The organism is Nonomuraea sp. NPDC005650 (genome assembly GCF_040605375.1).
Lineage (GTDB): Bacteria > Actinomycetota > Actinomycetes > Streptosporangiales > Streptosporangiaceae > Nonomuraea.
Genome location: NZ_JBEXCR010000003.1, coordinates 255,249 through 276,951 on the forward strand (window position 1 = coordinate 255,249; position 21,703 = coordinate 276,951).

Here is a 21,703-nt window from a genome sequence, read left to right on the forward strand (position 1 = left end):
TCCGCGACCTGCCCGGCACCCGGCCGGGCACGCGGAGGCCCCGGTACGGAGGGCGATCGGCGCATTGAGAGACCAAGAGCGTGTTCGCGTGCGACAATTGGGCCACATGCGCGAGGTCTGGCCGGGCGAGCCCTATCCACTCGGCGGCACCTGGGATGGCGTTGGCACCAGCTTTGCGGTGTTCTCCGAGGTCGCCGAGCGAGTCGAGCTGTGCCTTTTTCATGACGACGGCACCGAGGAGCGCGTCGACCTGCCCGAGGTCGACGGGTTCGTCTGGCACGGCTACCTGCCGGGCATCCAGCCGGGTCAGCGCTACGGCTTCCGCGTCCACGGGCCGCACGACCCGGCCCAGGGCCACCGGTGCAACCCCGCCAAGCTGCTGCTCGACCCCTACGCCAAGGCCATCGACGGCGAGCTGACCTGGAACCAGGCGCTGTTCCCCTACTACTTCACCGATCCGACCCGGCGCAACACCGAGGACAGCGCCCCCTACATGCCGAAGAACGTGGTCATCAACCCGTTCTTCGAGTGGGGCAACGACCGGCCGCCGCGCATCCCGTACCACCAGACCGTGATCTACGAGGCCCACGTGCGCGGGCTCACCATGCGCCACCCCGACGTGCCGCCCGACCTGCGCGGCACGTACGCGGGGGTGGGGCATCCGGCGATCATCGATCACCTGCTGTCGCTGGGCGTGACGGCGGTCGAGCTGATGCCGGTCCACCACTACATCCCCGAGCACTTCCTGGTCGCCCGCGGGCTGACCAACTACTGGGGCTACAACACCATGGCCTACCTGGCGCCCCACGGCGGCTACTCCAGCGCGGGGACGCGGGGGCAGCAGGTGCTGGAGTTCAAGGCGATGGTGCGGGCGCTGCACGAGGCGGGCATCGAGGTCATCCTCGACGTCGTCTACAACCACACGGCCGAGGGCGACCACATGGGGCCCACGCTGGGGTTCCGGGGGATCGACAACGCCGCCTACTACCGCCTGCACGACGGCGACCGGCGCTACTACCTCGACTACACCGGGTGCGGAAACTCCCTCAACGTACGCTCGCCGCACGCCCTGCAGCTGATCATGGACTCGCTGCGTTACTGGGTGCTCGACATGCACGTCGACGGGTTCCGCTTCGATCTGGCGTCGGCGCTGGCCCGGGAGCTGCACGACGTCGACCGGCTGAGCGCGTTCTTCGACCTGATCCAGCAGGACCCGGTGATCTCGCAGGTCAAGCTGATCGCCGAGCCGTGGGACGTGGGGCCTGGCGGCTACCAGGTCGGGAATTTCCCGCCTTTGTGGACGGAGTGGAACGGCAAATACCGGGATATCGTGCGAGATTTCTGGAGGGGCACGCATTCGGCGCTCCCCGAGTTCGCCTCCCGCCTGACCGGCTCCGCCGACCTCTACGAGTCCTCCGGCCGCCGCCCGGTCGCCTCGATCAACTTCGTGACCTGCCACGACGGCTTCACCCTCGCCGACCTGGTCTCGTACGACCACAAGCACAACGAGGCCAACGGCGAGGACAACCGCGACGGCACCAACGACAACCGCTCCTGGAACTGCGGCGCCGAGGGCCCCGTCGAGGACCCCGCCATCGTCCAGCTCCGCCGCCGCCAGCGCCGCAACTTCCTGGCCACCCTGTTCCTGTCGCAGGGCGTGCCCATGCTCTCCCACGGCGACGAGCTCGGCCGCACCCAGCGCGGCAACAACAACGCCTACTGCCAGGACAACGAGCTGGCCTGGGTCGACTGGTCGATGGTCCACACGGAGCCGGAGCTACTGGAGTTCGTCAGGGCGCTGTCGAAGCTGCGCCGCGAGCACCCGGTCTTCCAGCGCCGCCGCTTCTTCCACGGCCGCCACCCCGACGACGGCAAGCGCGACCTGGTCTGGCTCACCCCGGGCGGCACGGAGATGACCTCGGGCGACTGGCACATCGGCTACGCCAAGTCGCTCATGGTCTATCTCAACGGCGAGGCCATCACCGAGCCTGGGCCGCGGGGCGAGCGGATCGTGGACGACTCGTTCCTGCTGCTCATCAACGCCCACCACGAGAACATGCCGTTCACGCTGCCGGGCGAGGAGTGCGGCACCGGATGGGTGCCCATGCTCGACACCAGCCACGACACGATGGAGGAGCCGTTCCTCGACGAGGGCTGGCAGGCCGGCGACCTCGTGGCCGTCACGGCCCGCTCCCTCCAGGTCCTGCGCCAGCCACGCTCGCGGTGAGCAGCACCAGCGCGAACGTCGCCACCCCCGCCAGGCCGTGCAGCGTCACCGCCAGCACCGGGAACCGGCGCCCGCCCATCTTGTGCCGCCCGGCCCCGAGCCAGCGCGTGAACATCACGAACCCCAGCAGCGCCGCCACCGCCAGCCCCCCGAACGAGGCCCACGCCAGCGCTCTGTTGCCGGTGACCAGCCCGCCCACCCAGCACACCAGCGCCGACACGGCCACCGTGGGGTGGGCGAACACCAGCGCGACGGGGAACCGGGTGACCTTGGCCCGGCGCAGCCCGTCTCCGGAGAGCCAGTAATAGAGCAGGTACACCCCCACGAGGGCGGCGATCGTCCACGCGACAGCGGTGACCAGACCCACAGGGCCTCCCCTCCCCGATCCCCTGCCGTCACGGTAAGCACGCGAACGCCCGCGCGTCCTTGGATACACAAAAGCGCTATACGCCCCATTTCCCGAAATACCTACCCGGACGGCCACCCGGGCCGCAGGACAGGCGTCAGGCGGACCGCCGGACGGCGCTGCGGGCTCTCCCGTTCGGTGGGTTGTCGGTGGGGTGTGCCAAGGTAGAGGGGTGCGGCGCATCCATCCCGACATACAGGACAACCCGGATATCGTGCAGGCGTACGCCTACCCCGAGGGCCGGCCGTGGCTGCGGCTCAACATGGTGGCCAGCGCCGACGGCGCGGCGTGGCTGAACGACCGCTCGGGCGGGCTGTCGAGCGCCGGCGACAGGCGGATCTTCCAGGTCCTGCGCGGCCTGGCCGACGTCGTCCTCGCGGGCGCCGCGACCGTGCGCAAGGAGGGGTACGGCCCCGTCCCTCCGCGTGACTCGTGGGCCGAGCTCCGGGTCGGCAGGCCGGAGGTGCCGCCCATCGCGGTCATCACCCGCAGCATGGACTTCGACCTCGACGACGAGCTGTTCACCGAGGCCCCCAGCCGGACGATCGTGATCACCTGCGAGGCCGCCCCGCACGAGCGGCGCAAGGCGGCGGCCGGGCACTGCGACGTCATCGTGGCCGGGGGCGAGAGCGTCGACCTGCCGCTGGCCGTCACGGAGCTGCACGCGCGCGGGCTGACCAGGATCCTGTGCGAGGGCGGCCCCAGGGTCAACGCCCAGCTCGCGGCGCACGACCTGGTCGACGAGATGTGCCTGTCGATCAGCCCGCTGCTGGTCGGCGGCGGCGCGGCCCGCGTTCTCAACGGCGAGCCCGCGCACGTCACACTGGGCCTCAGCCAGGTGCTGGAGGAGGAGGGGGTCCTCTTCTGCAAATACACGAGGGAGCAGAGCCATGACCGAGCCGTCTCAGCCCACTGAGCCCGCCGAAGAGCAGCCGGTGCCCAATCTGCCGGTGCGCCCGCCGGTGCCGCCGATGCTGGCCAAGCCGGTCAAGGCCATGCCCAAGCAGAACGGCTCGCTGTTCTACGAGCCGAAGTGGGACGGTTTCCGGTGCATCGTGTTCCGCGACGGCGACGAGGTCTATCTGGGCAGCCGCAACGAGCGGCCGTTCACGCGCTACTTCCCGGAGCTGGTCGAGGCGGTCCGGGCCGAGCTGCCGGACAGGTGCGTGGTGGACGGCGAGATCGTGCTGCCGATGGGGTCGCAGCTCGACTTCGACGCGCTGCAGCAGCGCATCCATCCGGCCGCCTCGCGGGTGAAGCTGCTGTCGGAGCGGACGCCGGCCCAGTTCGTCGCGTTCGATCTGCTGGCGCTGGGCGACGAGTCGCTGATGGAGGCGCCGTTCTCGGAGCGCCGCGCGCGGCTTGAGGGGATATTTCCGGAAAAAGGTGGATCTATTCGGCTGACCCCGGTCACGACCAGCGACGAGCGGGCGGCCGAGTGGTTCGAGACGTTCGAGGGCGCGGGGCTCGACGGCATCATCGTCAAGCCGGGCGACCAGCCGTACGTGCCCGACAAGCGCACGATGTTCAAGGTCAAGCACGAGCGCACGGCCGACGTGGTGATCTGCGGCTACCGCGAGCACAAGTCGGGCCCGATCGTCGGGTCGCTGCTGCTCGGCCTCTATGGCGACGACGGGCGGCTGCACCACGTGGGCGTGGCGGCCTCGTTCCCGATGGCGCGCCGGGCCGAGCTGGTCGAGGAGATCAAGCCGTACATCGCGGAGCTGAGCGAGCACCCCTGGGGCCACTGGGCCGAGCAGGCGACGGCCAACCTCGGCCAGCCCGCCGCCGGGCCCGCGACGGGCGGGCAGCGGGTGCCGGGCGCGGTGTCGCGGTGGAACGCCAAGAAGGACCTGTCGTTCATCCCGCTCAGGCCGGAGCTGGTGATCGAGGTGGCCTATGACCAGATGGAGGGCGACCGGTTCCGGCACACGGCGCAGTGGCGGCGGTGGCGGCCCGACCGCACGCCGGAGTCGTGCACGTACGAGCAGCTCGAACGTCCGGTGAGTTACAACCTGGACGACATCCTTGCCCGGTAGCGGGGTGTCCCGTTATATCTCGACATATGAGTACAGGGGATGAGTTAAAGGCGGCGGTGTCCGCCCGTCGCGACCTCGGGCCGGAGTTCGAGGACGCCTTGGTCGAGTCCTTCCTCGACAAGATGGGGCAGGAGGTCGATCGGCGGGTGGACGAGCGCATCGCCCAGCGGGCGCCGAAGGCGCCGGCTCACGACCGGGCGCCCGACGGGCAGCGGCTCGCGCTGGCGATCGTCTCGCTCTGCCTCGGCACCCTCTCCACCCTCGCGCTGGTCCTGTTCGGGGACAGCAAGTCGATCTACCTGGTGCCGATCTGGGGCGGGATCATCATCATCAACGCGATCTTCAGCTCGGGACGGCAGGGGGGCAAGTAGAGCTCACCGACACGGCGCGCCACCCGTCCCGGGGCCGGGCTCGCCGCTCAGGGTGCGAAAGCGCCTGTGGCCAGGCCGGACCAGCGTTCGCGGTGAGGGGGTGTCGGTGGCCGTCTTGGGGGCTGCCGACCGGCTGCGGCGGGCGTTCGGTGTGGCGGGTTCGAAGCCGGTCGGCTGCTTGTGGCGCGGGGAGATCCTCGCGCTCGGCCGGCGGCGTGACGACCTCGATGGCGGTTGCCGGGCCCTACGCGAGCCAGATGAGCCCGGCGAAGCGACCGCCCGGCTGCTCCCTGCGGTGCGAGTACAGCTCCGCCGACTCGATCGTGCAGCGCGCGTCGTGGCGCACGTCCTGGACCCCGGCCGCGCGGAGCTGGGCCTCGATCCCGGCCCGCAGGTCGAGCGCGGGCGTCTGCCACGACGTCGTGGACCACGTCTCGGGGACGCGGGCGGCCACCCGCTCGCGCAGCTCGGCGGGCACCTCGTAGCAGCGGCCGCACGCGCCGGGCCCGACCAGCGCGGCCATCCGGCCCGGCGCCGCACCCTTGGCCACCATGGCCGCGACCAGGGCGGTCGCGATGCCCGCCTCGGTGCCGGGGCGGCCGGAGTGGGCGGCGCCCACCATGCGCGCCACCGGGTCGGCCACCAGCACCGCCGGGCAGTCGGCCCCGAGCGAGGCCAGCGCCAGCCCCGGCTCGGTGGTGAACACCCCGTCGAGCGCCGGCGGGTCGTCCCCGAAGGGCTCGCTCACGTAGGCGACGTCGGCGCTGTGGACCTGGCGCATGAACACGACGCCCCGCACGCCCAGCTCGGCCGCGACGCCCGCCCGGTTGGCCCGCACGGCCTCCGGGTCGTCGCCGACCAGCCCGCCGAGGTTGCGCGACCCGTACGGCGGGGCGCTGATCCCTCCGTGGCGATCGGTGACGGCGACACGCACTCCAGGGGCCAGCTCCATGCCCCCGATCTTAGAGCGCGAGTCAGCGTCCCTTCCAGGCGACCTTCTCCTTGGCGAGGAAGGCGGGGACGGCGGCGTGGAAGTCGGCGCTGCCGAAGACCGTGGCCACGATGTCGTCCCCGTCCGGCAGGTTGGCCACGCGCAGCCGCCTGACCGCCTCCTTCGCCGCCCACATCGACAGGGGCGCGTGGGAGAGCAGCCGCTCCTCCACCTCCGCCTGCCGGGCGGGCAGGTCGTCGAGCGCGCACAGCTCGGCCACGAACCCGGCGGCGTGCGCCTCCTCGGCGGTGTACATGCGGGCCCGCAGCAGCATGTCCAGGGTGCGGGCCGGGCCGAGGTGGTGGACGAGCAGCGAGTACGTGTTCATGGACAGGCAGTTGCCCAGCGTCCTGGCGATGGGCGCCCCGAACCGGGCACCGGGCACGGCCAGCCGCAGGTCGCAGGCGGCGGCCACGACCAGGCCCCCGCCCACGCAGTAGCCCTGGACGACGGCCACGGTGGGCACCTTGACGCGTTCGAGCCGGTCAATGATCCGCTGGATCTTGCGCTCGTACGCGATCCCGTCGTCCCCATCGACAAAGGTGGAAAACTGCGAAATATCGGTACCTGCGATGAATGCCCGCCCACCGGCCCCCGACAGCACGAGCAGCTTGATCGCGGGATCCGCGTCGGCCCGCTCGCAGGCGTCGTACAGGCCGTCCCACATGGCCCAGGTGAGGGCGTTGCGCTGCTCGGGCCGGTTGAAGGTGACCCGCAGCACGGGCCCGTCGGCGACGACATCAAGCTCGGTCACACTGTCTCCTTGACTCTGCGCGGGATGAGCTTCAGCAGCGCGGGCCCGGCCGCCAGCAGGACGGCCAGCACGAGCACCGCCAGTGCGATCGGCCGGGTCAGGACGATGCTCAGGTCGCCGTCCCCCATCGCGGACGTCTGCACGAGCGCCTTCTCGAACAGCGCCCCGATCACCAGCCCGAGCACGAGCGGCGCCATCGGCAGATCAAACTTTTTCATGAAATATCCGACCAGTCCGGAGGCGAACACGATCCAGACGCTGAACATGTTGTTGTCGATCGAATAAGCCCCGACAAAGCTGGTGACCAGGATCAGCGGATACAGGTACCCGTACGGGATCCGCAGCAGCTGCGCGAACAGCGGCGCCAGCGGCAGGTTCAGCACCAGCAGCAGCACGTTCCCGATGAAGAACGAGGCCAGCAGCCCCCACACCAGCTCCGGCTGCTCGTCGAAGAGCAGCGGCCCCGGCTGGATCCCGTACATCGTGAACGCCCCCAGCAGCACGGCCGTGGTCGCGCCGCCCGGGATGCCGAGCGCGAGGGTGGGGACGAAGTTGGCGTTCGCGGCGGCGTTGTTGGCGCTCTCCGGCGCGGCGACGCCCTCGATCGCGCCCTGCCCGAACTCGTCCCGGTGCCGCGAGACCCGCTTCTCCACCCCGTACGCGAGGAAGGACGCCAGCGTGGACCCGGCGCCGGGCAGGCACCCGAGCAGGTAGCCGATCACGCTCCCCCGGGCGATCGCCCCCTTGGAGCGGGACAGCTCCTCCCGGGTGATCACCAGGTCCCTGAAGCGGGCCCGGATGGGCTCGGCCGCGCCCTGCCTGATCTGGTAGAGCACCTCCCCCACCGCGAACAGCCCGATCATCACCTGCACGAACGGCAGCCCGGACAGCAGGTCCACGTCGCCGAAGGTGTAGCGGGGCAGCCCGGTGGCCGCGTCCACGCCGACGGTCGCGAGCAGGACGCCGAGCACGGCCATGGCCAGGCCGCGCGGCCGCGCCCCGCCGGAGAAGCTCACGATGGTGGTCAGGCCGAGGACCATGACGGCGAGGTTCTCGGGCGGCCCGAAGCCGAGCGCCAGCTTGGCGAACGGCGGCGCCATCGCCACCAGGAGCAGCAGCGAGACGATCGCGGCGGCGAACGACCCGATGGCCGCGATCGCCAGCGCCGCGCCGGCCCGTCCCTTGCGGGCCAGCTGGTAGCCGTCGATCGCGGTCACCACGCTGGCCGCCTCGCCGGGCGTGGAGATCAGCACGGAGGTGATCGTGCCGCCGTACTGGGCGCCGTAGTAGATCCCGGCGAGCATGATGAGCGCGGTCAGCGGCTCGAACGACAGCGTCAGCGGCAGCAGCACGGCCACGCCGGTCGTCGAGCCCAGCCCCGGCAGCAGGCCGATGACGGTCCCGGCGAGCACGCCGACGAAGCACCACAGCAGGTTCGCGGGCGTGAGGGCCGCGCCGAAGCCCATGACCAGGTTGTCCAGCATCAGCCGTCACCTCCGACGCCCAGCAGCCCGCCGGGCAGCGGCACGGCCAGGAACAGCACGAACACCGCGTAGATCACCAGCGTGGCGGCCACGGCCACGCCCGCCGCCGATACGACCCGCTGCTTCTCCACGAACGCCGACACGGCGAAGACCAGCAGCCCGAACGCCACCAGGAACCCGGTCAGCGGCACCAGCAGCAGCGCGACCAGCAGCATGGCGAACACGGTCCACAACGTCCTGACGCGCCGGGGGTCGTCCGCCTCCGGCTCGGGCGCGGCCCGGCGTACTGACCGCAGGAGGCAGGCGGCCGAGAGCACGGCCAGCGCCACGCCGCTGACCAGCGGCAGGAACCCGGGCCCGACCTCGCCGCCGTCCTTGGTGACGCCGTAGCCGAAGGCGGCGGCGGCCATGGCCGTCGCCAGGCAGACGAGCACCGCCCAGACGACGGCCTCGCCGCGGAGCAGCTGCCTCATGACGACTTCTTCAGCACGGGCGCGAGCGCCGCGTCGAGCTGGTCGAGATACTTGCCGAAGTCGGCGCCGTACAGCTCGGACTGCTGCAGGTAGTTGTCCTTGAGCCACTTCTGGAACTCGGCGGTCCCGGTCACGCCCTTGGCCGCCCGCTCCCAGTACGCCTTCTCGCGCCCGTCCAGCCCGCCCGGCCCGATGAAGCCCCTGAACTGCACGTACGCGACGTCGATCCGCTCTTCCCTGGCCGTGGGCAGCCCGGCGAACTCGGGGTAGGTGTAGCGCTTCTCGGTGGTGACGCACAGGCCCCTGAGGTCGCCGGACCTGATCTGGCCGATCACCTCGCCGGGGTTCAGCAGCGCGACCTGGATCTGGCCGCCGAGCACCGCCGGCACCAGCTCGCCGCCCGACTCGAACGGCACGCGCCGGAACTTCACGCCGGTCTTCTGCTCGATCATCGTGAAGATCACGTTGTCCACGCCGTACGCGCCCGACATGCCCACGCCGACCCGGCCGCTCCTGGCCGCGTTGACCACGTCCGTGCAGGTCCTGAACGCGGAGTCCTTCTTGACGACGAGGATGCCGCCGTCCTCGGCCAGCTTGGCGATCGGCGTGAAGTCCGCGCGGGTGAACGACACCTGGCCGCTGAGCGGCAGGGACAGGAGGGCGTTCTCGGTGGCGAGCAGGTAGTTGCCGTCGCCCTTCTTGCCGAGCAGGGCCGAGTAGCCGACCGCGCCCGAGCCGCCCTCGCGGTTCTCCACGGTGACCTTCAGCCCCGGCTCCGCCTTCTCCAGCGCGCCGGCGATGGCGCGGCCCGCGAGGTCGCTGCCGCCGCCCGCGGAGAACGGCACGATCATGCGTACATCGCCGCGCGGCTTCCACGCGCCGCCCCCCGCGTCGGCGGTGCCGCCGCAGGCGCTCACCAGGAGCAGGGCGAGCGCCGCGATGGCCGCCCTCATGACGCCAGCTCCTTGAGCTTGGCGGCGAACTTGTCCAGGTTGATGATGAAGCGTTCGTGAGTGCCCTCGCCGATCTTCCCGTTGGCGTCCGCGGCGACCACCGCGAACACGACGCGCCGCCGGTCCACCTCGGTCACGGTGGCGGTGGCGGTCACCTCGCCGCCTTTGAGCGTGGGCGCCACGTGCGCGATCTCGACCTTGCTGCCGACGCTGCCCTCGCCGTCGGCCAGGTACGGGGCCAGCGCCTCGATGGCGGCGTCCTCGATCAGGTGGACCAGGTTGGGGGTGGAGAAGATGTCGTGGTCGCCGCGGCGGGTGCAGTGCCGCTCCGTCACGACCCAGGTGAGGCCGGCGCTCACACCCGGGGTCAGCTGGTCGCTCATGAACTCTCCAAGGGGGTGGGGGATTGGGCCGCCGCGCCTTCGGCGAGCAGCCGGTCGATCTCCTGCTCGGTCAGACCGAACTCGCGCAGCACCTCGACGGTGTCCGCGCCGAGCGCCGGTCCGGCGGGGCCGCGTCTCGTCGGCGTGTCCGAGAAGCGCATGGCCGAGCCGAGCTGGCGTACGGGGCCCATCTCGGGATGCTCGGCATCCCAGAAGAACCCGCGCCGGTTCAGGTGCTCGTCGTTGAACACCTGGGCGTAGTCGGAAATGGGGGCGCACGGCACGCCGTGCTCGTCGAGCGCGGCCACGACCTCGGCCGTGGTGCGCAGGGTGGTGGCCGCCTCGATGGCCGGGATCAGTTCGTGGCGCAGGCCGTGCCGGTCGTGCGCGTCGGCGTACCGGTCGTCGTCGAGCAGGGCGGTCAGGCCGAGCGCGACGCAGAAGCCGCGCCAGGTCTTGGGGGTGACGGCGCCGACCGTGCACCAGCCGTCGGAGGTGCGGACGGCCTGGTACGGCGCCGTGCTCTGGTGCGCGGACCCGAGCGGCCCGCCCACCTCGCCGGTGGCGAAATACTTGCCTGCCTCCCAGATGGCGAACGACACGGCCGACTCCAGCAGTGACACGTCCACGTGCTGGCCCCGGCCGGTCAGCGTGCGGGCGTGCAGCGCGGAGATCGCCCCGAGGGCGCCGTAGAGCCCGCAGACCAGGTCCGCGATGGGCACGCCGACCTTGACCGGGTCGCCGCCCGGCATGCCGGTGACGCTCATCAGACCGCCCCTGGCCTGGGCCATGATGTCCAGACCCGGCCGGTCGGCGAGCGGGCCGTCCTGTCCCCAGCCGGAAGCGGAGACGTACACGAGGCCGGGGTTGAGCTCGTTGAGGTCGGCGTAGCCGAGCCCGAGCCGGCGCATGGCGCCGGGGCGGAGGTTCTCCACCAGCACGTCGGCGTCCTCGACGAGGCGGCGGAAGGCCGCCGCGCCGAGCTCGGACTTCAGGTCCAGCGCGACCGATCGTTTGTTCCTGTTGAGCCGGGCGAAGGGGGAGCTGTGCCCGGCCGTGAACGGACCGACGGCACGCACTCCGTCGCCTCCGTCCGGGTTCTCGACCTTGATGACGGTGGCGCCGAGGTCGGCGAGCTGCATGGCCGCGAAGGGGGCCGCCATGAACGCGCCGACCTCGACGACCCTGATACCGGACAGTGGAGTGGTCATGTGTTACGAAAACCTCACTTCGGGCCGGATTGGTCTATTGTCTACAGAAGACAACTGAGCTAGACAAGGGTTCTGCCGGAACTTCTTCGGCACTATGGCGGCAGACAATGATCGCCGACGACGAGAGAGACCACGATGCGCATCGAGGCACCCCCCAGCATGGTTCAGCTCGCCACCGAGGCACTGATGCGCATGCTGCTCAGCGGCAGGCTGCAGCCGGGCGACCGGGTCGTGGAGAACCAGCTCACCCAGGAGCTGGGCGTCAGCAGGCCGCCGCTGCGCGAGGCCATGCGCGTGCTGGAGCAGCAGGGGCTGATCACCCAGCAGCCGCGGCGGGGCGCGTTCGTCACGCAGCTCACGCTGCACGACATCTACGAGATCCTCACGTTGCGGCGGGAGCTGGAGCGGATGGCCGTGGACCTGGGCGTCCCGGTACGCGAGCCCGCCCGGCTCCGGCGCTGCCACGCCGCGCTCGACCGGCACGAGGCCGCCGCGCGCTCCGGCGACTGGCTGGGCGTGCTGGAGCGGGCCGTCGAGTTCCACAGCTCGGTCATCGGGCTGTCCGGGCACCGGCGGCTGGAGGAGGCCTACCGGTCGATCCAGCTCCAGATGCTGCTCTGCATGGGCATGAACCGGCAGGTCAGGGCGTCGGGCGAGTCGCTCGTCGACGACTGGGAGCGGCATCGGCGGCTGCTGGAGGTGATCGAGGCCGGCTCACCCGAGGCCGTGCACCGGGAGCTGGCCGGGCACGGGGACATGGCGTTCCTCGACGGCATCGAGGACCGGGTCGGCGGCCACTCCCCCGAGTCGCTGGCCTGGCTGAAGCGGGTCAGGGAAGGAGACACATGATCGAGGCTCTCCAGGAGGCGGTGGGCTGGACGGGGCCGCCGCGCGAGGACGTCGTCGAGCGGCGGCACCTGGCCTTCTACCTGCGCGCCATCGGGGCGTCGGGCGACGAGGTGCCGCCGACCTTCACGGCGTGCTTCCTCGACGAGCCGCCGTCGCTGCCGGCCGCCGCGTCGTACGGGTCCGGCTGGCTGAACGGCGGCGACCGGTTCGAGTACCACGCGCCGCTGCGCGTGGGCGACGTGATCGTGTCGCGGCCGCGGTTCACCGGGGTCGTCGAGAAGAACGGGTCGGCGGGGCCGTTCGCGCTGCTGACGTTCGAGACGGAGTTCCGCCGGCCGGACGGCGAGCTGGTGGTCAGGCACATCGGGAGCAGGATCAGGAAATGACCGAGATTCCCCCACTGACCGAGACCACCACCTTGCGCAGGCTCGTCGAGTACGCCGGAGCGTCGGGCGACTTCTACGAGATGCACTACGACCTCGGCTTCGCCCGCTCGCTCGGCCACCCCGAGCTGGCCGTGCACGGGCTGCTCAAGGCCGCCTACCTGGGGCGGCTCGTCACCGGCTGGCTCGGTGGGCGGGGACGGCTGACCGTGCTGGAGGCCGGCTACCGCGGCATGGACTTCCGTGACCGCGTCCACACCTGCCGGGGCAGGGTGGTGTCCACCGATGGGAACCGGGCAGAGCTGGAGCTGTGGGGCGAGGACGACACGGGCCGCCGTACCACGCTCGGCCGCGCGGAAGTGATCTACGACGAGGAGACTCCCCGATGACCAGCCTTGCCGACCTGCACGCCCTGATGGCCCGGATCGGGCACCCCGTGCTCCGGACCGCCTCCCCAGTAGAGTCCGGCTTCGCGGACGGCGCCCCGTACCGGTTCGAGATCCCCAGCGTCGAGGGGCCCGAGGTGCTGAAGGCGGTGGTCGAGGAGGCCGACCGGCTCGGCGTGCCGCTCGCGCGGACCTCGCAGGGCAGCGGCGTGATGATGCTGACGGACGCCGAGATCTCCGAGATGGCCGGGATCGGGGCCGAGCGGGGGATCGAGGTCAACCTGTTCCTCGGGCCCCGGGCCGCCTGGGACGTCGGCGGCCAGGCCAAGCTGACGCAGGCCGTGGGAGCCGCCGCGCGGGGGAACGCGATGGTGGCGGCGTGCGTGGCGGACGCGCTGCGGGCCTGCTCGCTGGGCATCCGCAGCCTGCTCGTCGGGGACCTCGGCACGCTGGAGGTGCTGCGCTCCCTCAAGGAGGACGGCACGCTGCCCGCCGGCCTGGTGCTGAAGACGTCGGTGCTGATGCCGCTCACGAACGGACCCACCGCCGCGATCCTGGAGCGCCTGGGCGCTACCACGGTGAACGTGGGCACCGACCTGACCGTGCCGCACCTGGCCGAGATCCGGGCCGCGACCCGGCTGCCGATCGACCTCTACCTGGAGGTGCCGGACGACCAGGGCGGGTTCGTACGGTTCTACGAGGCGGTGGAGATCGTCCGCGCCACCGCGCCCGTCTATCTCAAGATGGGGCTGCGCAACGCGCCCAACATCTACCCGTCGGGCGGGCACCTGGGAGCGGTGCCGCGGGAGCTGGGACGGGAGCGGGTGCGGCGGGCGGCGCTGGTGCAGCGGCTGATCGAGCAGCTCGACCCCGCGCTGGCCAAGCAGGTGGGCGCCGGACCCGCGCCGGACCTGGGCGTCCCGGAGGTCTAGCGGCTTGGTGCACGGAGTCAAGCAAGCATATGCTTGGTACGTGCCTGACTATCGCAATCTCATCGGCGGCGAGCTGGTCCCCGCAAGCGACGGCAGAACCCTCGACTCGGTCAATCCGGCCACCGGGGAGGTGTGGGCGCGGATCCCGGCCGGCGGGGCGCCCGACGCCGAGGCGGCCGTGGCGGCGGCCCGCCGCGCCTTCCCCGCCTGGTCGGCGCTGCCCGCCCTGGCCCGGGCGGGCTACCTGCGCAAGGTGTCGGAGGTGTTCGCCCGCAACGCCGAGGAGCTGGCCAGGCTGGAGACGCGCGACAACGGCAGGATCCTGCGCGACACGCTGAAGAAGGACCTGCCCGGGATGGCGTACCTGTGGCAGCTGGCCGCCGGGCAGTGCCTCGACGCGGCCAAGGGCGACACCGTCATCCTCGGCCCGGACACGCTGGGGCTGACCCGGCGCGAGCCGTACGGGGTGGCGGTCTGCATCATCCCGTGGAACTCGCCCATCTCGACGTTCTCGGCCAAGGCGGCGTACGCGCTGGCGGCCGGCAACACGGTGATCGTCAAACCGGCCGAGCAGGCGAGCGCGTCGGTGCTGCGGCTGGGCGAGCTGCTGGCCGAGGTGTTCCCGCCCGGGGTGCTGAACATCGTCAGCGGCCTGGGCGAGGAGGTGGGGGACGCGCTGGTGCGGCACCGCGACGTCGCCAAGATCAGCCTCACCGGCTCGACGGCCACCGGGCAGGCCATCACCCGGGCGTCGGCGGACGCGCTGAAGCCGCTGACGTTCGAGCTCGGGGGCAAGTCCCCGAACATCGTCTTCCCCGACGCCGACCTGGACGCGGCCGCCCAGGGCATCACCGTGAACTCCGTCTACACCGGCAACGCCGGGCAGGTCTGCGTGGCCGGCTCCCGCATCCTCATCCACCGCTCGATCTGGGAGGAGATGCTGGGCCGCATCGAGCGCGTCTGCGCCGGCCTGGTCCTGGACGACCCGCTCGACCTGCGCACGACCATGGGACCGATCGTCTCCTCTGCCCAGTACGAGCACGTGCGGTCGTACTTGGAGCTGGCCGAGAAGGAGGGCGCGAGCCTGGTCTTCGGCGGGCGGACGGGGGCGGAGGTGGTACCCGGCCTCCCGGGCGGTTACTGGGTCTCCCCCACCCTCTACACGGCCACGGACAACTCGCTCCGGCTCTGCCAGGAGGAGATCTTCGGCCCGGTGGCGGTGGCCATGCCGTTCTCCTCGGACGAGGAGGCCCTGGCGATCGCGAACGACTCCCGCTACGGCCTGGCGGCCGGCGTCTGGACGCGTGACCTGGGGCGGGCCCACCGTTTCGTGCGCGATCTGCAGAGCGGGACGGTGTGGGTGAACACGTTCCGGCAGATGCCGCCCGGGCTGCCGTTCGGGGGCGTCAAGGACAGCGGGTACGGACACGATTCGGTCCTCGAGTACACCCGCGAAAAGGCGGCCATAATCCAGATTTAGTCGGATAGATTTACGCCTCATGAGCGAGGGGATCAAGGACGAATCCGGGCTGCCTGACGCTGCCGCGCAGTCACGTGCGTCCGTGTTGCGTAGCCGCGCCGAATCGTACATCGCCCTGTCGAGGTATGACGCGGCGATTGCGGATCTGACGGAGTCGATCGCGTTAGTTCCGGACAACGCCCGCGCCTGGCGGCTGCGCGGCGAGAGCCACCGCGTCATCGAACGCTACGAGGCCGCGCTGGAGGACTTCGACGAGGCGCTCAAGCTGGAGCCGGACAGCGCGTACGCGCTGGGCTCCCGGGGCCAGACGTACGCCGCGATGGGCCGGCTCGACGACGCCATGACCGACTTCGACCACGCCCTCACCCTCTCCCCCGACTCCCTGTGGATCCTGGAGGCGAAGGCCGACGTGCTGGTGGACCTGGACCGCCTGGACGAGGCCCTGGAGGAGCACGCCAAGATCATCGCCCTGAACGAGGAACTCCCCTACTCCTGGGCCGCCCGCGGCGACCTGTACCAGCGCATGCACCTCTACGCCGAGGCCATCGAGGACTACACGAAGGCGCTGGCGGCGAACCCGGAGTACGTGCGCGCGCTGAGCCGGCGGGGCGAGGCGTACCGCATGATCGACCGGTACGAGGATGCGCTGGCGGACCTGACCCGCGCGCTGGAGCTGGACCCGGAGAACGACCGGGCCTACGGCAGCCGGGGCGCGGTGCTGAGCGAGCTGGGCGACAACGAGGCCGCCCTGAGCGACCTGAACAGGGCGATCGAGCTGGACCCCGAGTACATCTGGGCGTTCCGGGTACGCGGGGAGATCCTGCAGGAGATGGACCGTCACGAGGAGGCGGTCGCCGACTTCACCCGGGCCCTCCACCTGGAGTTCGGAGACTGACCCCGACGGACGGGAGTGGCGGCCAGGTGCCGGACCTGGCCGCGCCCCCGTGGATGGTGCCCCCTATGCGTTGCGGGTCTCCAGCAACTGGTCGAGCCTGCGGCCGAGGTCGACCATGTCGCTCCGCAGGGAGTCGAATACTCCGAGGATCTCCGCGCGGGCGGAGATGAATTGATCGTTGGTCTGCCGTCGAAGGCCGGTCAGTTCGTCGCCCAGGGCCGCGAAGTCCTGGGAGATCTCCAGCTGAGCACCCGCGATCTCGGCGCGCATCTCGGCCACGGCGATCTCCGCTGAGGTGATCTTCGAGCCTTTCACGCGCGTACGTCTCCCCGTGCGGACGCGGGCATGTCTGTAGTCGTCAGAATCTGCGTCACCAGTACGCATGATCGCTTCGAACGCGTCGATGCGGAGCTTCAATGCGCGGATCTCCGCCTCTATGTCCACGTACTCCTGCCTTTGCGTGTACTCGGAAGGAAGTCCGTGCCCCGATGACGCGGATCTCCGCTTCCTCTAGGACATCGTCGCAGGTAGCGCGAGACCGCGAAGATCGTCGAGAACGCTCTGGGTATGGTTTTCTCTGTCTCAGGTGTGCCAGAGATCTCTGTGGGGATGACGTCTGTCAGCCGCGCCGGCGCAGGAAATGACCAACCATCCGATCATTCTCCAAGGGGAGGAAATGCGGATGGATGCGTGCATGATGGGCGACATGATTGACAAGATCGCATGGATCCACCTGGTGGACGGCAAGATCCTCAGCACCCGATCTCGGGGCAAGAGCGTCTACTACCTCCCCGGCGGCAAGCGCGAACCCGGCGAGAGCGACGTCGACACCCTCGTCCGCGAGATCGACGAGGAGCTGTCCGTCGCCATCGTCCCCGCCACCGCCGCCCATCTCGGCACGTACCAGGCTCAGGCCGACAGCCACCCCGACGGCGTCATCGTCCAGCTGACCTGCTACACCGCCGACCACCGGGGAACGCCGACGCCCAGCAGCGAGATCGAGGAGGTCGTCTGGCTGACCTACGCCGACCGCGACCGCGTGGCGCCGGTGGATCAGATCATCTTCGACGACCTCCACCGGGACGGCCGGCTCCAGTGACCCCCGATGCCCGTCCGAGGGTCGCCCGGACGGGCATCGGGGTCGCCTACCCCGCCCAGGCGGGCAGGGGCAGGCGGGGCGCGGACAGGGGGCGCATGGCGATGCGGAGCAGGGCCAGCGCGTTGTCGTCGCCCGCGATGCGGTTGGCGCTGAGCTCGCCGCAGGACTGGCAGAGGTGGATGATCAGCCACTCACCGTCCGGCCGGACGGTGATGCTCAGCGCCGCCATCCGGCCCCGGCAGACCGCGCGGCGGTCTCCCGGGACGCGGCGGTCGACGTGGAGGCTCGTCAGGCAGTGCGGGCAGTGGTTGCGGTGGGCGGTGCCCGGCGCGATCATCGGGACGTCCAGCCTGCAGGAGACGCAGCGGAACGCCTCCCCGTGCTCCCGGTGCGGCGCCTTCTTGCGTTGTTGCGGCCGCTCCCGGGCCGGGTTCCTCCTCGGCATGTCACAGACCGCCGAACGCCTCGAGCGGGAACGGCGGCTGCGCCAGCGGCCGTACGGCCATGCGCATGAGGATGAGCTGGTTGTCGTCCCCGCAGATGGGGTTGGACGTCAGCTCACCGCACCGGGTGCAGCGATGGATGATCATCCAGTCGCCGGTACGCAGGACCGCGATCGAGATCGGGATCATCCGCGACCCGCAGTCCGACGGGCCGCCCTCCCCGCGATCAAGCACGTGCTGCGAGTGCAGGCAGCTCGGGCAGTGGTTGCGGCGGGTGCCGTCCGGTGCGGTCGCGGTCACGGTCAGGCCGCAGCGCACGCACTGGAAGGTTTCGGTGTTCACGATGGAACGTGGCTTGCCATTGGTGGACAACCTGGGTACTCCTTGCCGGAATGACTTCGATGAAAGGCAGCAAGGGAGCGCCGAACGAGCCTCGCGACGTATGCGGGCATGCTGGCACGGCAGGCGGTCCGGCCTGTCAGACGTGATGTTTCAGAGGCAGGATCCGCCCACGGCACGGCGAGGCGCGCAAGGCGCGGTGCCAGGCATTAATCCACCCCTCCCCGAACATCGGCTCCATCGACAGGACACCAGGGAGGGTAGCGGGGCGGGCCCGGAGGCCGCCAACGGTTTTCCTGGCCATCGACCGAATGACCTTCTAGGTTCGGACGTATGGGCATTGGGACCACCGAGGAACACCAGGAGCTGGCCGCCTCCGTGCGGGGGCTCGCCACGCGCACGACCGACCACGCGGCGCTGGCGGGGCAGGGGATTCTGGGGCTGCATCTGCCCGAGGAGTGCGGTGGGCAGGGGTACGGGCTGCTGGAGCTGTGCGTCGCGCTGGAGGCGCTGGGCGAGCGGCGGGTCCCGGGGCCGTACCTCCCGTCCGTCCTGGCCGCAGCCGCGCTCACCTGGCCGGGCACGCGCCGTCCGGCCGCGCACGCCGGGCCCGTGCCGGACCACCCGGACGCCGTCCCCCGGACGGGACCGGACCGCCGTCCGTCCGCGGCCGTCGCGCCGCTGATCACCGGTCTCGCCAACGGCTCCATCACCGCCGCCGTCGCACTACCCACCGGCCCGAGCGGCGGCCCGGGTGAGGGCGCGGGTGACGGCGCGGGTGACGGCGCGGGTGACGATGCGGCGCCTCTCCTCGCGCTGGGCTCGCCGGAGGCCGATCTCTTCCTCCTGCCCGTGGACGGCCGCGGGTGGGCGGCGCTCGACCGTGCCGACGTCATCGCCGAGCCCGCCGACAGCGTCGATCTCGACCGGGCGCTCTGCTCAGTCACCGCCCGTACCGTGCCCGCCGACCGGGTGCTCGGCGAGGTGCCGGTACGGGAGATCGCCGCCGTGCTGCTCGGGGCGGACGCGTGCGGCGTGGCGGCGTGGGCCGTGACGACGGCGGCCGAGTACGCCAAGGTGCGCGAGCAGTTCGGGCGGCCGATCGGGCAGTTCCAAGGGGTCAAGCACCGGGTGGCAGCCGCGCTGGTGACACTCGAACAAGCGCGCGCCGCCGTATGGGACGCCGCCAGAGCCCTCGACACCACCCCCACCACGCACCAGGCCGACAGCGCCGACCGCGGCGAGGCCGCGGACGGGGACACGGGGAGGGCCGCGGCGGTGGGCGGCATCGCCGGGGATGGGCTCGGGGGCGAGGTCAGGCTGGCGGTGGCGGTGGCCGGGGTGCTGGGGACCGAGGCGGCCGTACGGTGCGCGGCCGATGCGATCCAGGTGCTCGGCGGCATCGGCTACACCTTCGAGCACGACGCGCACCGCTACTACCGCAGGGCGTTGTCCGACCGCCTGCTCGCCGGAGATCCGGGACCGTGGGCCGAGGAGGTGGCCGGGCTGGCGGTGGCAGGGGTACGGCGAGCGATGGAGCCGGACCTGCCAGAGGAGGCGACCGCCGTCCGGGACGCCATCAGGGCGGAGGCCGAGTCGCTGCGGGCCGAGGAGCCGCTGGCCAGGCTGGGCAGGTTCGCGCGGGAGGGGTGGATCATGCCATACCTGCCCAGGCCCTGGGGCAGGGACGCCTCGCCGCTGGAGCAGGTGATCATCCATCAGGAGTTCCGGGGCCTCAAACGGCCGAACCTGGGCATCGCGGCCTGGGCGGTTCCCTCCATCGTCCGGTACGGCACGCGGGAGCAGCAGGAGCGTTTTCTGCCGAAGACGTTCGCCGGGGAGATCGTGTGGTGCCAGCTGTTCAGCGAGCCCGGCGCCGGGTCCGACCTGGCCGGGCTGGCGACGAAGGCCACGAGGGTGGAGGGCGGCTGGTCGCTGACGGGTCAGAAGATCTGGACGTCTCTCGCGCAGTACGCCCACTGGGGCATCTGTCTCGCGCGTACTTCTCCCGAAAAAGCGAAACACAACGGGATCACGTACTTCCTGGTGGACATGTCCTCCCCCGGAGTCACCGTCAGGCCGCTCAAGGAGATCAACGGGGACGAGGTGTTCAACGAGGTCTTCCTCGACGACGTCTTCGTACCGGACGACCTGGTCGTCGGCGCGGTGGACGAGGGCTGGCGGGTGGCCCGCGACACGCTCTCCCACGAACGTGTCGCGCTCGGCGACTCCTGGGGTCCGGGCTCGCAGCACACCGACATGGCCGAGCTGATCGCGACGCTGCCCCCGCTCCGGCAGTCGCAACGCGAGCAGGCCGGCCGCCTGTGGGCCGAGGGCCAGGCCATCTCGGCGCTCGGCCTGCGCGTGACACTCTCCCAGCTGTCCGCCTCCCAACCGCCCGGCGGCGGCTCCGCCCGAGGCGGCTCGGGCTTGGGCGGCTCCGGTAGCTCCGGTTCGGGCACCTCCGGCTCGGGCGGCTCCGTCTGGGGTGGCTCGGGCTTGGGCGGCTCGGGCTTGGGCGGCTCCGGGCGGCCCGGTCCGGGCACTCCGCGAAGGCCCGGCGGCGACTCCGCGACCGCCTCCAGCGTGCGGAAGCTGCTCGGTATGCGGCATGCCCAGGCGATCGCGGAGTTCTGCTGGTCGCTGGCCCCCACCAGTCGGCGCTGGAACCGTATGATCCTCGCGACGCGGGCGTTCACGATCGGCGGCGGCACCACGGAGGTGCAGCTCAACATCATCGCCGAGCGCGCCCTGGGCCTGCCGCGCGACCCGTGATCAGCTCTTCGGATAGTACGGCGCCGCCAGGTGCGCGTACACGATCGTGTTGTCCCGGTAGCTGTGCGCCTGCCGGTCGAACGTCCCGCCGCAGGTCACCAGCCGCAGCCCCGGATAGGTGAGCTTGGCGTAGACCTTCTTGACCGGGAAGCTTCGCTTCGGCGTGTGCTCGACCTTGTCCACGACGAACACGGCCACCGATCGGTCGGCACGCAGCACCTGCACCTGGTCGCCGCGCTTGACGTTCTTGAGGTTGGCGAAGACGGCGGGGCCGGATCTCGTGTCCAGGTGGCCGGTGATCACGGCGGCGCCGCGCTGGCCGGGCACGGGGCCGTAGCGGTACCAGCCGGCCAGGTCCGGGGGGTCGAACGGCGGGTTCTCGATGGCGCCCTCCGCGTCGAGGCCCAGCTCCATGAGCGAGGCTGCCACGCCGATGGATGGGATGTAGACGGCGGTCGGCTTGGCGGCCTTCATGGGCGCGGCCACCTTGCCGAGCGGCAGCCCGGTGACCGGGGCCGCGCCGTCGACGGGGCCGCTCCGGGCGGCGGCGACGGGCGGCGGCGCGGGCTCGCCGCCGACGATGCCGCTCAGCCCGAGCCCGATCAGCAGCGCCCCGCCCAACGACACGGCACCCGCCACGAGCAACATCACCCGCTGCCCGGACCCCCGGCCACCGCTCGATTCGCGCCCCTCAGCAGACACCAGACCCCCAAGCGACTCCCGCCCCTCGCCCCACGACCGGCGCCCCACCCATGAGCGGCACCCGGTCCACGACCGACTCCCCGCCTCGGAGCGTTACCCGGGCTGCGACCGGCGCCTCATCCGTGAGC

The 21,703-nt window shown here is 71.2% G+C and carries 24 protein-coding genes; 12 read left to right on the plus strand and 12 right to left on the minus strand.

Annotated elements, in window-relative coordinates; all coding sequences use genetic code 11:
* Positions 1 to 106 precede the first annotated feature (106 nt).
* A complete protein-coding gene (gene glgX / locus ABZS69_RS06660; protein WP_355367606.1) occupies positions 107 to 2,227 on the plus strand; it encodes a glycogen debranching protein GlgX in 2,121 nt (706 codons plus the stop codon).
* On the opposite strand, the gene ABZS69_RS06665 is transcribed toward glgX, so the two are convergent.
* Complete coding sequence (locus ABZS69_RS06665) at positions 2,181 to 2,594, minus strand: hypothetical protein (RefSeq protein ID WP_355367609.1); 414 nt, start codon at positions 2,592 to 2,594, stop codon at positions 2,181 to 2,183. The two genes, glgX and ABZS69_RS06665, sit on opposite strands and share 47 nt — an antisense overlap.
* A 211-nt stretch (positions 2,595 to 2,805) precedes the next feature.
* On the opposite strand from ABZS69_RS06665, the gene ABZS69_RS06670 reads away from it, so the two are divergent.
* The 3 genes from ABZS69_RS06670 to ABZS69_RS06680 are packed head-to-tail and all read left to right on the plus strand — an operon-like array spanning position 2,806 to position 5,043.
* Positions 2,806 to 3,549: a pyrimidine reductase family protein gene (locus tag ABZS69_RS06670; protein ID WP_355367612.1), complete on the plus strand. Its 744-nt coding sequence runs from the start codon at positions 2,806 to 2,808 to the stop codon at positions 3,547 to 3,549.
* Entirely contained in the window at positions 3,524 to 4,672 is a 1,149-nt protein-coding gene (locus ABZS69_RS06675; protein WP_355367615.1) for an ATP-dependent DNA ligase, read from the plus strand. Before ABZS69_RS06670 ends, ABZS69_RS06675 begins: the two co-directional genes overlap by 26 nt.
* Before the next feature lie 26 nt (positions 4,673 to 4,698).
* Positions 4,699 to 5,043: a hypothetical protein gene (locus ABZS69_RS06680; protein ID WP_355367618.1), complete on the plus strand. Its 345-nt coding sequence runs from the start codon at positions 4,699 to 4,701 to the stop codon at positions 5,041 to 5,043.
* A gap of 244 nt (positions 5,044 to 5,287) precedes the next feature.
* Here the strand turns inward: ABZS69_RS06680 and pgeF are convergent, their stop codons facing one another.
* Genes pgeF through ABZS69_RS06715 form a run of 7 tightly spaced genes read right to left on the minus strand, consistent with a single transcriptional unit; the run spans position 5,288 to position 11,292 of the window.
* Positions 5,288 to 5,995 carry a peptidoglycan editing factor PgeF gene (pgeF, locus tag ABZS69_RS06685; protein WP_355367621.1) on the minus strand — a complete coding sequence of 236 codons (708 nt, stop codon included), beginning with the start codon at positions 5,993 to 5,995 and terminating at the stop codon, positions 5,288 to 5,290.
* 22 nt (positions 5,996 to 6,017) lie between these two features.
* A complete protein-coding gene (locus ABZS69_RS06690; RefSeq protein ID WP_355367624.1) occupies positions 6,018 to 6,788 on the minus strand; it encodes an enoyl-CoA hydratase/isomerase family protein in 771 nt (256 codons plus the stop codon).
* On the minus strand, positions 6,785 to 8,272 hold the full coding sequence (locus ABZS69_RS06695; protein ID WP_355367627.1) for a tripartite tricarboxylate transporter permease: 1,488 nt from the start codon (positions 8,270 to 8,272) through the stop codon (positions 6,785 to 6,787). The genes ABZS69_RS06690 and ABZS69_RS06695 overlap by 4 nt, the downstream gene beginning before the upstream one ends.
* Positions 8,272 to 8,745 (minus strand): tripartite tricarboxylate transporter TctB family protein, encoded by a 474-nt coding sequence (locus tag ABZS69_RS06700; protein WP_355367630.1) that lies wholly within the window; start codon positions 8,743 to 8,745, stop codon positions 8,272 to 8,274. The genes ABZS69_RS06695 and ABZS69_RS06700 overlap by 1 nt, the downstream gene beginning before the upstream one ends.
* Positions 8,742 to 9,698 (minus strand): tripartite tricarboxylate transporter substrate binding protein, encoded by a 957-nt coding sequence (locus ABZS69_RS06705; protein ID WP_355367633.1) that lies wholly within the window; start codon positions 9,696 to 9,698, stop codon positions 8,742 to 8,744. The genes ABZS69_RS06700 and ABZS69_RS06705 overlap by 4 nt, the downstream gene beginning before the upstream one ends.
* Positions 9,695 to 10,081: a hotdog domain-containing protein gene (locus tag ABZS69_RS06710; protein ID WP_355367636.1), complete on the minus strand. Its 387-nt coding sequence runs from the start codon at positions 10,079 to 10,081 to the stop codon at positions 9,695 to 9,697. Before ABZS69_RS06710 ends, ABZS69_RS06705 begins: the two co-directional genes overlap by 4 nt.
* Positions 10,078 to 11,292 carry a CaiB/BaiF CoA-transferase family protein gene (locus ABZS69_RS06715; protein WP_355367639.1) on the minus strand — a complete coding sequence of 405 codons (1,215 nt, stop codon included), beginning with the start codon at positions 11,290 to 11,292 and terminating at the stop codon, positions 10,078 to 10,080. The genes ABZS69_RS06710 and ABZS69_RS06715 overlap by 4 nt, the downstream gene beginning before the upstream one ends.
* Positions 11,293 to 11,427: 135 nt before the next feature.
* On the opposite strand from ABZS69_RS06715, the gene ABZS69_RS06720 reads away from it, so the two are divergent.
* The 6 genes from ABZS69_RS06720 to ABZS69_RS06745 are packed head-to-tail and all read left to right on the plus strand — an operon-like array spanning position 11,428 to position 16,217.
* On the plus strand, positions 11,428 to 12,141 hold the full coding sequence (locus ABZS69_RS06720; RefSeq protein WP_355367642.1) for a GntR family transcriptional regulator: 714 nt from the start codon (positions 11,428 to 11,430) through the stop codon (positions 12,139 to 12,141).
* Positions 12,138 to 12,527 carry a MaoC family dehydratase N-terminal domain-containing protein gene (locus ABZS69_RS06725; RefSeq protein WP_355367645.1) on the plus strand — a complete coding sequence of 130 codons (390 nt, stop codon included), beginning with the start codon at positions 12,138 to 12,140 and terminating at the stop codon, positions 12,525 to 12,527. The genes ABZS69_RS06720 and ABZS69_RS06725 overlap by 4 nt, the downstream gene beginning before the upstream one ends.
* Positions 12,524 to 12,913, plus strand: coding sequence for a MaoC/PaaZ C-terminal domain-containing protein (locus ABZS69_RS06730; RefSeq protein ID WP_355367648.1), 390 nt, complete (start codon positions 12,524 to 12,526; stop codon positions 12,911 to 12,913). The genes ABZS69_RS06725 and ABZS69_RS06730 overlap by 4 nt, the downstream gene beginning before the upstream one ends.
* Positions 12,910 to 13,842, plus strand: a complete 933-nt coding sequence (locus ABZS69_RS06735) for a hypothetical protein (protein WP_355367651.1) — start codon at positions 12,910 to 12,912, stop codon at positions 13,840 to 13,842. The genes ABZS69_RS06730 and ABZS69_RS06735 overlap by 4 nt, the downstream gene beginning before the upstream one ends.
* 40 nt (positions 13,843 to 13,882) lie before the next feature.
* Complete coding sequence (locus tag ABZS69_RS06740) at positions 13,883 to 15,322, plus strand: aldehyde dehydrogenase family protein (protein ID WP_355367654.1); 1,440 nt, start codon at positions 13,883 to 13,885, stop codon at positions 15,320 to 15,322.
* 19 nt (positions 15,323 to 15,341) lie between these two features.
* Positions 15,342 to 16,217 (plus strand): tetratricopeptide repeat protein, encoded by an 876-nt coding sequence (locus ABZS69_RS06745; RefSeq protein ID WP_355367657.1) that lies wholly within the window; start codon positions 15,342 to 15,344, stop codon positions 16,215 to 16,217.
* A 63-nt stretch (positions 16,218 to 16,280) separates the two neighbouring features.
* Here ABZS69_RS06745 and ABZS69_RS06750 read toward each other — a convergent pair whose 3' ends face one another.
* A complete protein-coding gene (locus ABZS69_RS06750) occupies positions 16,281 to 16,661 on the minus strand; it encodes a hypothetical protein (RefSeq protein WP_355367660.1) in 381 nt (126 codons plus the stop codon).
* Between the two features lie 262 nt (positions 16,662 to 16,923).
* On the opposite strand from ABZS69_RS06750, the gene ABZS69_RS06755 reads away from it, so the two are divergent.
* On the plus strand, positions 16,924 to 17,316 hold the full coding sequence (locus ABZS69_RS06755; RefSeq protein ID WP_355367663.1) for an NUDIX domain-containing protein: 393 nt from the start codon (positions 16,924 to 16,926) through the stop codon (positions 17,314 to 17,316).
* 46 nt (positions 17,317 to 17,362) lie between these two features.
* On the opposite strand, the gene ABZS69_RS06760 is transcribed toward ABZS69_RS06755, so the two are convergent.
* Together ABZS69_RS06760 and ABZS69_RS06765 are read right to left on the minus strand one after the other, a co-directional pair.
* Positions 17,363 to 17,761 (minus strand): RNHCP domain-containing protein, encoded by a 399-nt coding sequence (locus ABZS69_RS06760; RefSeq protein ID WP_355367666.1) that lies wholly within the window; start codon positions 17,759 to 17,761, stop codon positions 17,363 to 17,365.
* A gap of 1 nt (position 17,762) precedes the next feature.
* Positions 17,763 to 18,101, minus strand: coding sequence for an RNHCP domain-containing protein (locus tag ABZS69_RS06765; RefSeq protein ID WP_355367669.1), 339 nt, complete (start codon positions 18,099 to 18,101; stop codon positions 17,763 to 17,765).
* Positions 18,102 to 18,431: 330 nt separating this feature from the next.
* Here ABZS69_RS06765 and ABZS69_RS06770 point away from each other — a divergent pair, with 330 nt between their 5' ends.
* Positions 18,432 to 20,873 carry an acyl-CoA dehydrogenase family protein gene (locus ABZS69_RS06770; protein ID WP_355367672.1) on the plus strand — a complete coding sequence of 814 codons (2,442 nt, stop codon included), beginning with the start codon at positions 18,432 to 18,434 and terminating at the stop codon, positions 20,871 to 20,873.
* On the opposite strand, the gene ABZS69_RS06775 is transcribed toward ABZS69_RS06770, so the two are convergent.
* A complete protein-coding gene (locus ABZS69_RS06775) occupies positions 20,874 to 21,575 on the minus strand; it encodes a class F sortase (RefSeq protein ID WP_355367675.1) in 702 nt (233 codons plus the stop codon).
* Positions 21,576 to 21,703: the final 128 nt, after the last annotated feature.

Bases quoted from the DNA above. Each gene is read 5' to 3' on its own strand.
- ABZS69_RS06680 (WP_355367618.1), top strand. From the start codon at position 4,699: ATGAGTACAGGGGATGAGTTAAAGGCGGCGGTGTCCGCCCGTCGCGAC.
- ABZS69_RS06695 (WP_355367627.1), bottom strand. From the start codon at position 8,272: ATGCTGGACAACCTGGTCATGGGCTTCGGCGCGGCCCTCACGCCCGCG.
- ABZS69_RS06730 (WP_355367648.1), top strand. From the start codon at position 12,524: ATGACCGAGATTCCCCCACTGACCGAGACCACCACCTTGCGCAGGCTC.
- ABZS69_RS06770 (WP_355367672.1), top strand. From the start codon at position 18,432: ATGGGCATTGGGACCACCGAGGAACACCAGGAGCTGGCCGCCTCCGTG.
- ABZS69_RS06735 (WP_355367651.1), top strand. From the start codon at position 12,910: ATGACCAGCCTTGCCGACCTGCACGCCCTGATGGCCCGGATCGGGCAC.
- ABZS69_RS06710 (WP_355367636.1), bottom strand. From the start codon at position 10,081: ATGAGCGACCAGCTGACCCCGGGTGTGAGCGCCGGCCTCACCTGGGTC.
- ABZS69_RS06675 (WP_355367615.1), top strand. From the start codon at position 3,524: ATGACCGAGCCGTCTCAGCCCACTGAGCCCGCCGAAGAGCAGCCGGTG.
- ABZS69_RS06700 (WP_355367630.1), bottom strand. From the start codon at position 8,745: ATGAGGCAGCTGCTCCGCGGCGAGGCCGTCGTCTGGGCGGTGCTCGTC.
- ABZS69_RS06705 (WP_355367633.1), bottom strand. From the start codon at position 9,698: ATGAGGGCGGCCATCGCGGCGCTCGCCCTGCTCCTGGTGAGCGCCTGC.
- ABZS69_RS06755 (WP_355367663.1), top strand. From the start codon at position 16,924: ATGATTGACAAGATCGCATGGATCCACCTGGTGGACGGCAAGATCCTC.
- ABZS69_RS06720 (WP_355367642.1), top strand. From the start codon at position 11,428: ATGCGCATCGAGGCACCCCCCAGCATGGTTCAGCTCGCCACCGAGGCA.
- pgeF (WP_355367621.1), bottom strand. From the start codon at position 5,995: ATGGAGCTGGCCCCTGGAGTGCGTGTCGCCGTCACCGATCGCCACGGA.
- ABZS69_RS06745 (WP_355367657.1), top strand. From the start codon at position 15,342: ATGAGCGAGGGGATCAAGGACGAATCCGGGCTGCCTGACGCTGCCGCG.
- ABZS69_RS06760 (WP_355367666.1), bottom strand. From the start codon at position 17,761: ATGCCGAGGAGGAACCCGGCCCGGGAGCGGCCGCAACAACGCAAGAAG.
- ABZS69_RS06715 (WP_355367639.1), bottom strand. From the start codon at position 11,292: ATGACCACTCCACTGTCCGGTATCAGGGTCGTCGAGGTCGGCGCGTTC.
- glgX (WP_355367606.1), top strand. From the start codon at position 107: ATGCGCGAGGTCTGGCCGGGCGAGCCCTATCCACTCGGCGGCACCTGG.
- ABZS69_RS06725 (WP_355367645.1), top strand. From the start codon at position 12,138: ATGATCGAGGCTCTCCAGGAGGCGGTGGGCTGGACGGGGCCGCCGCGC.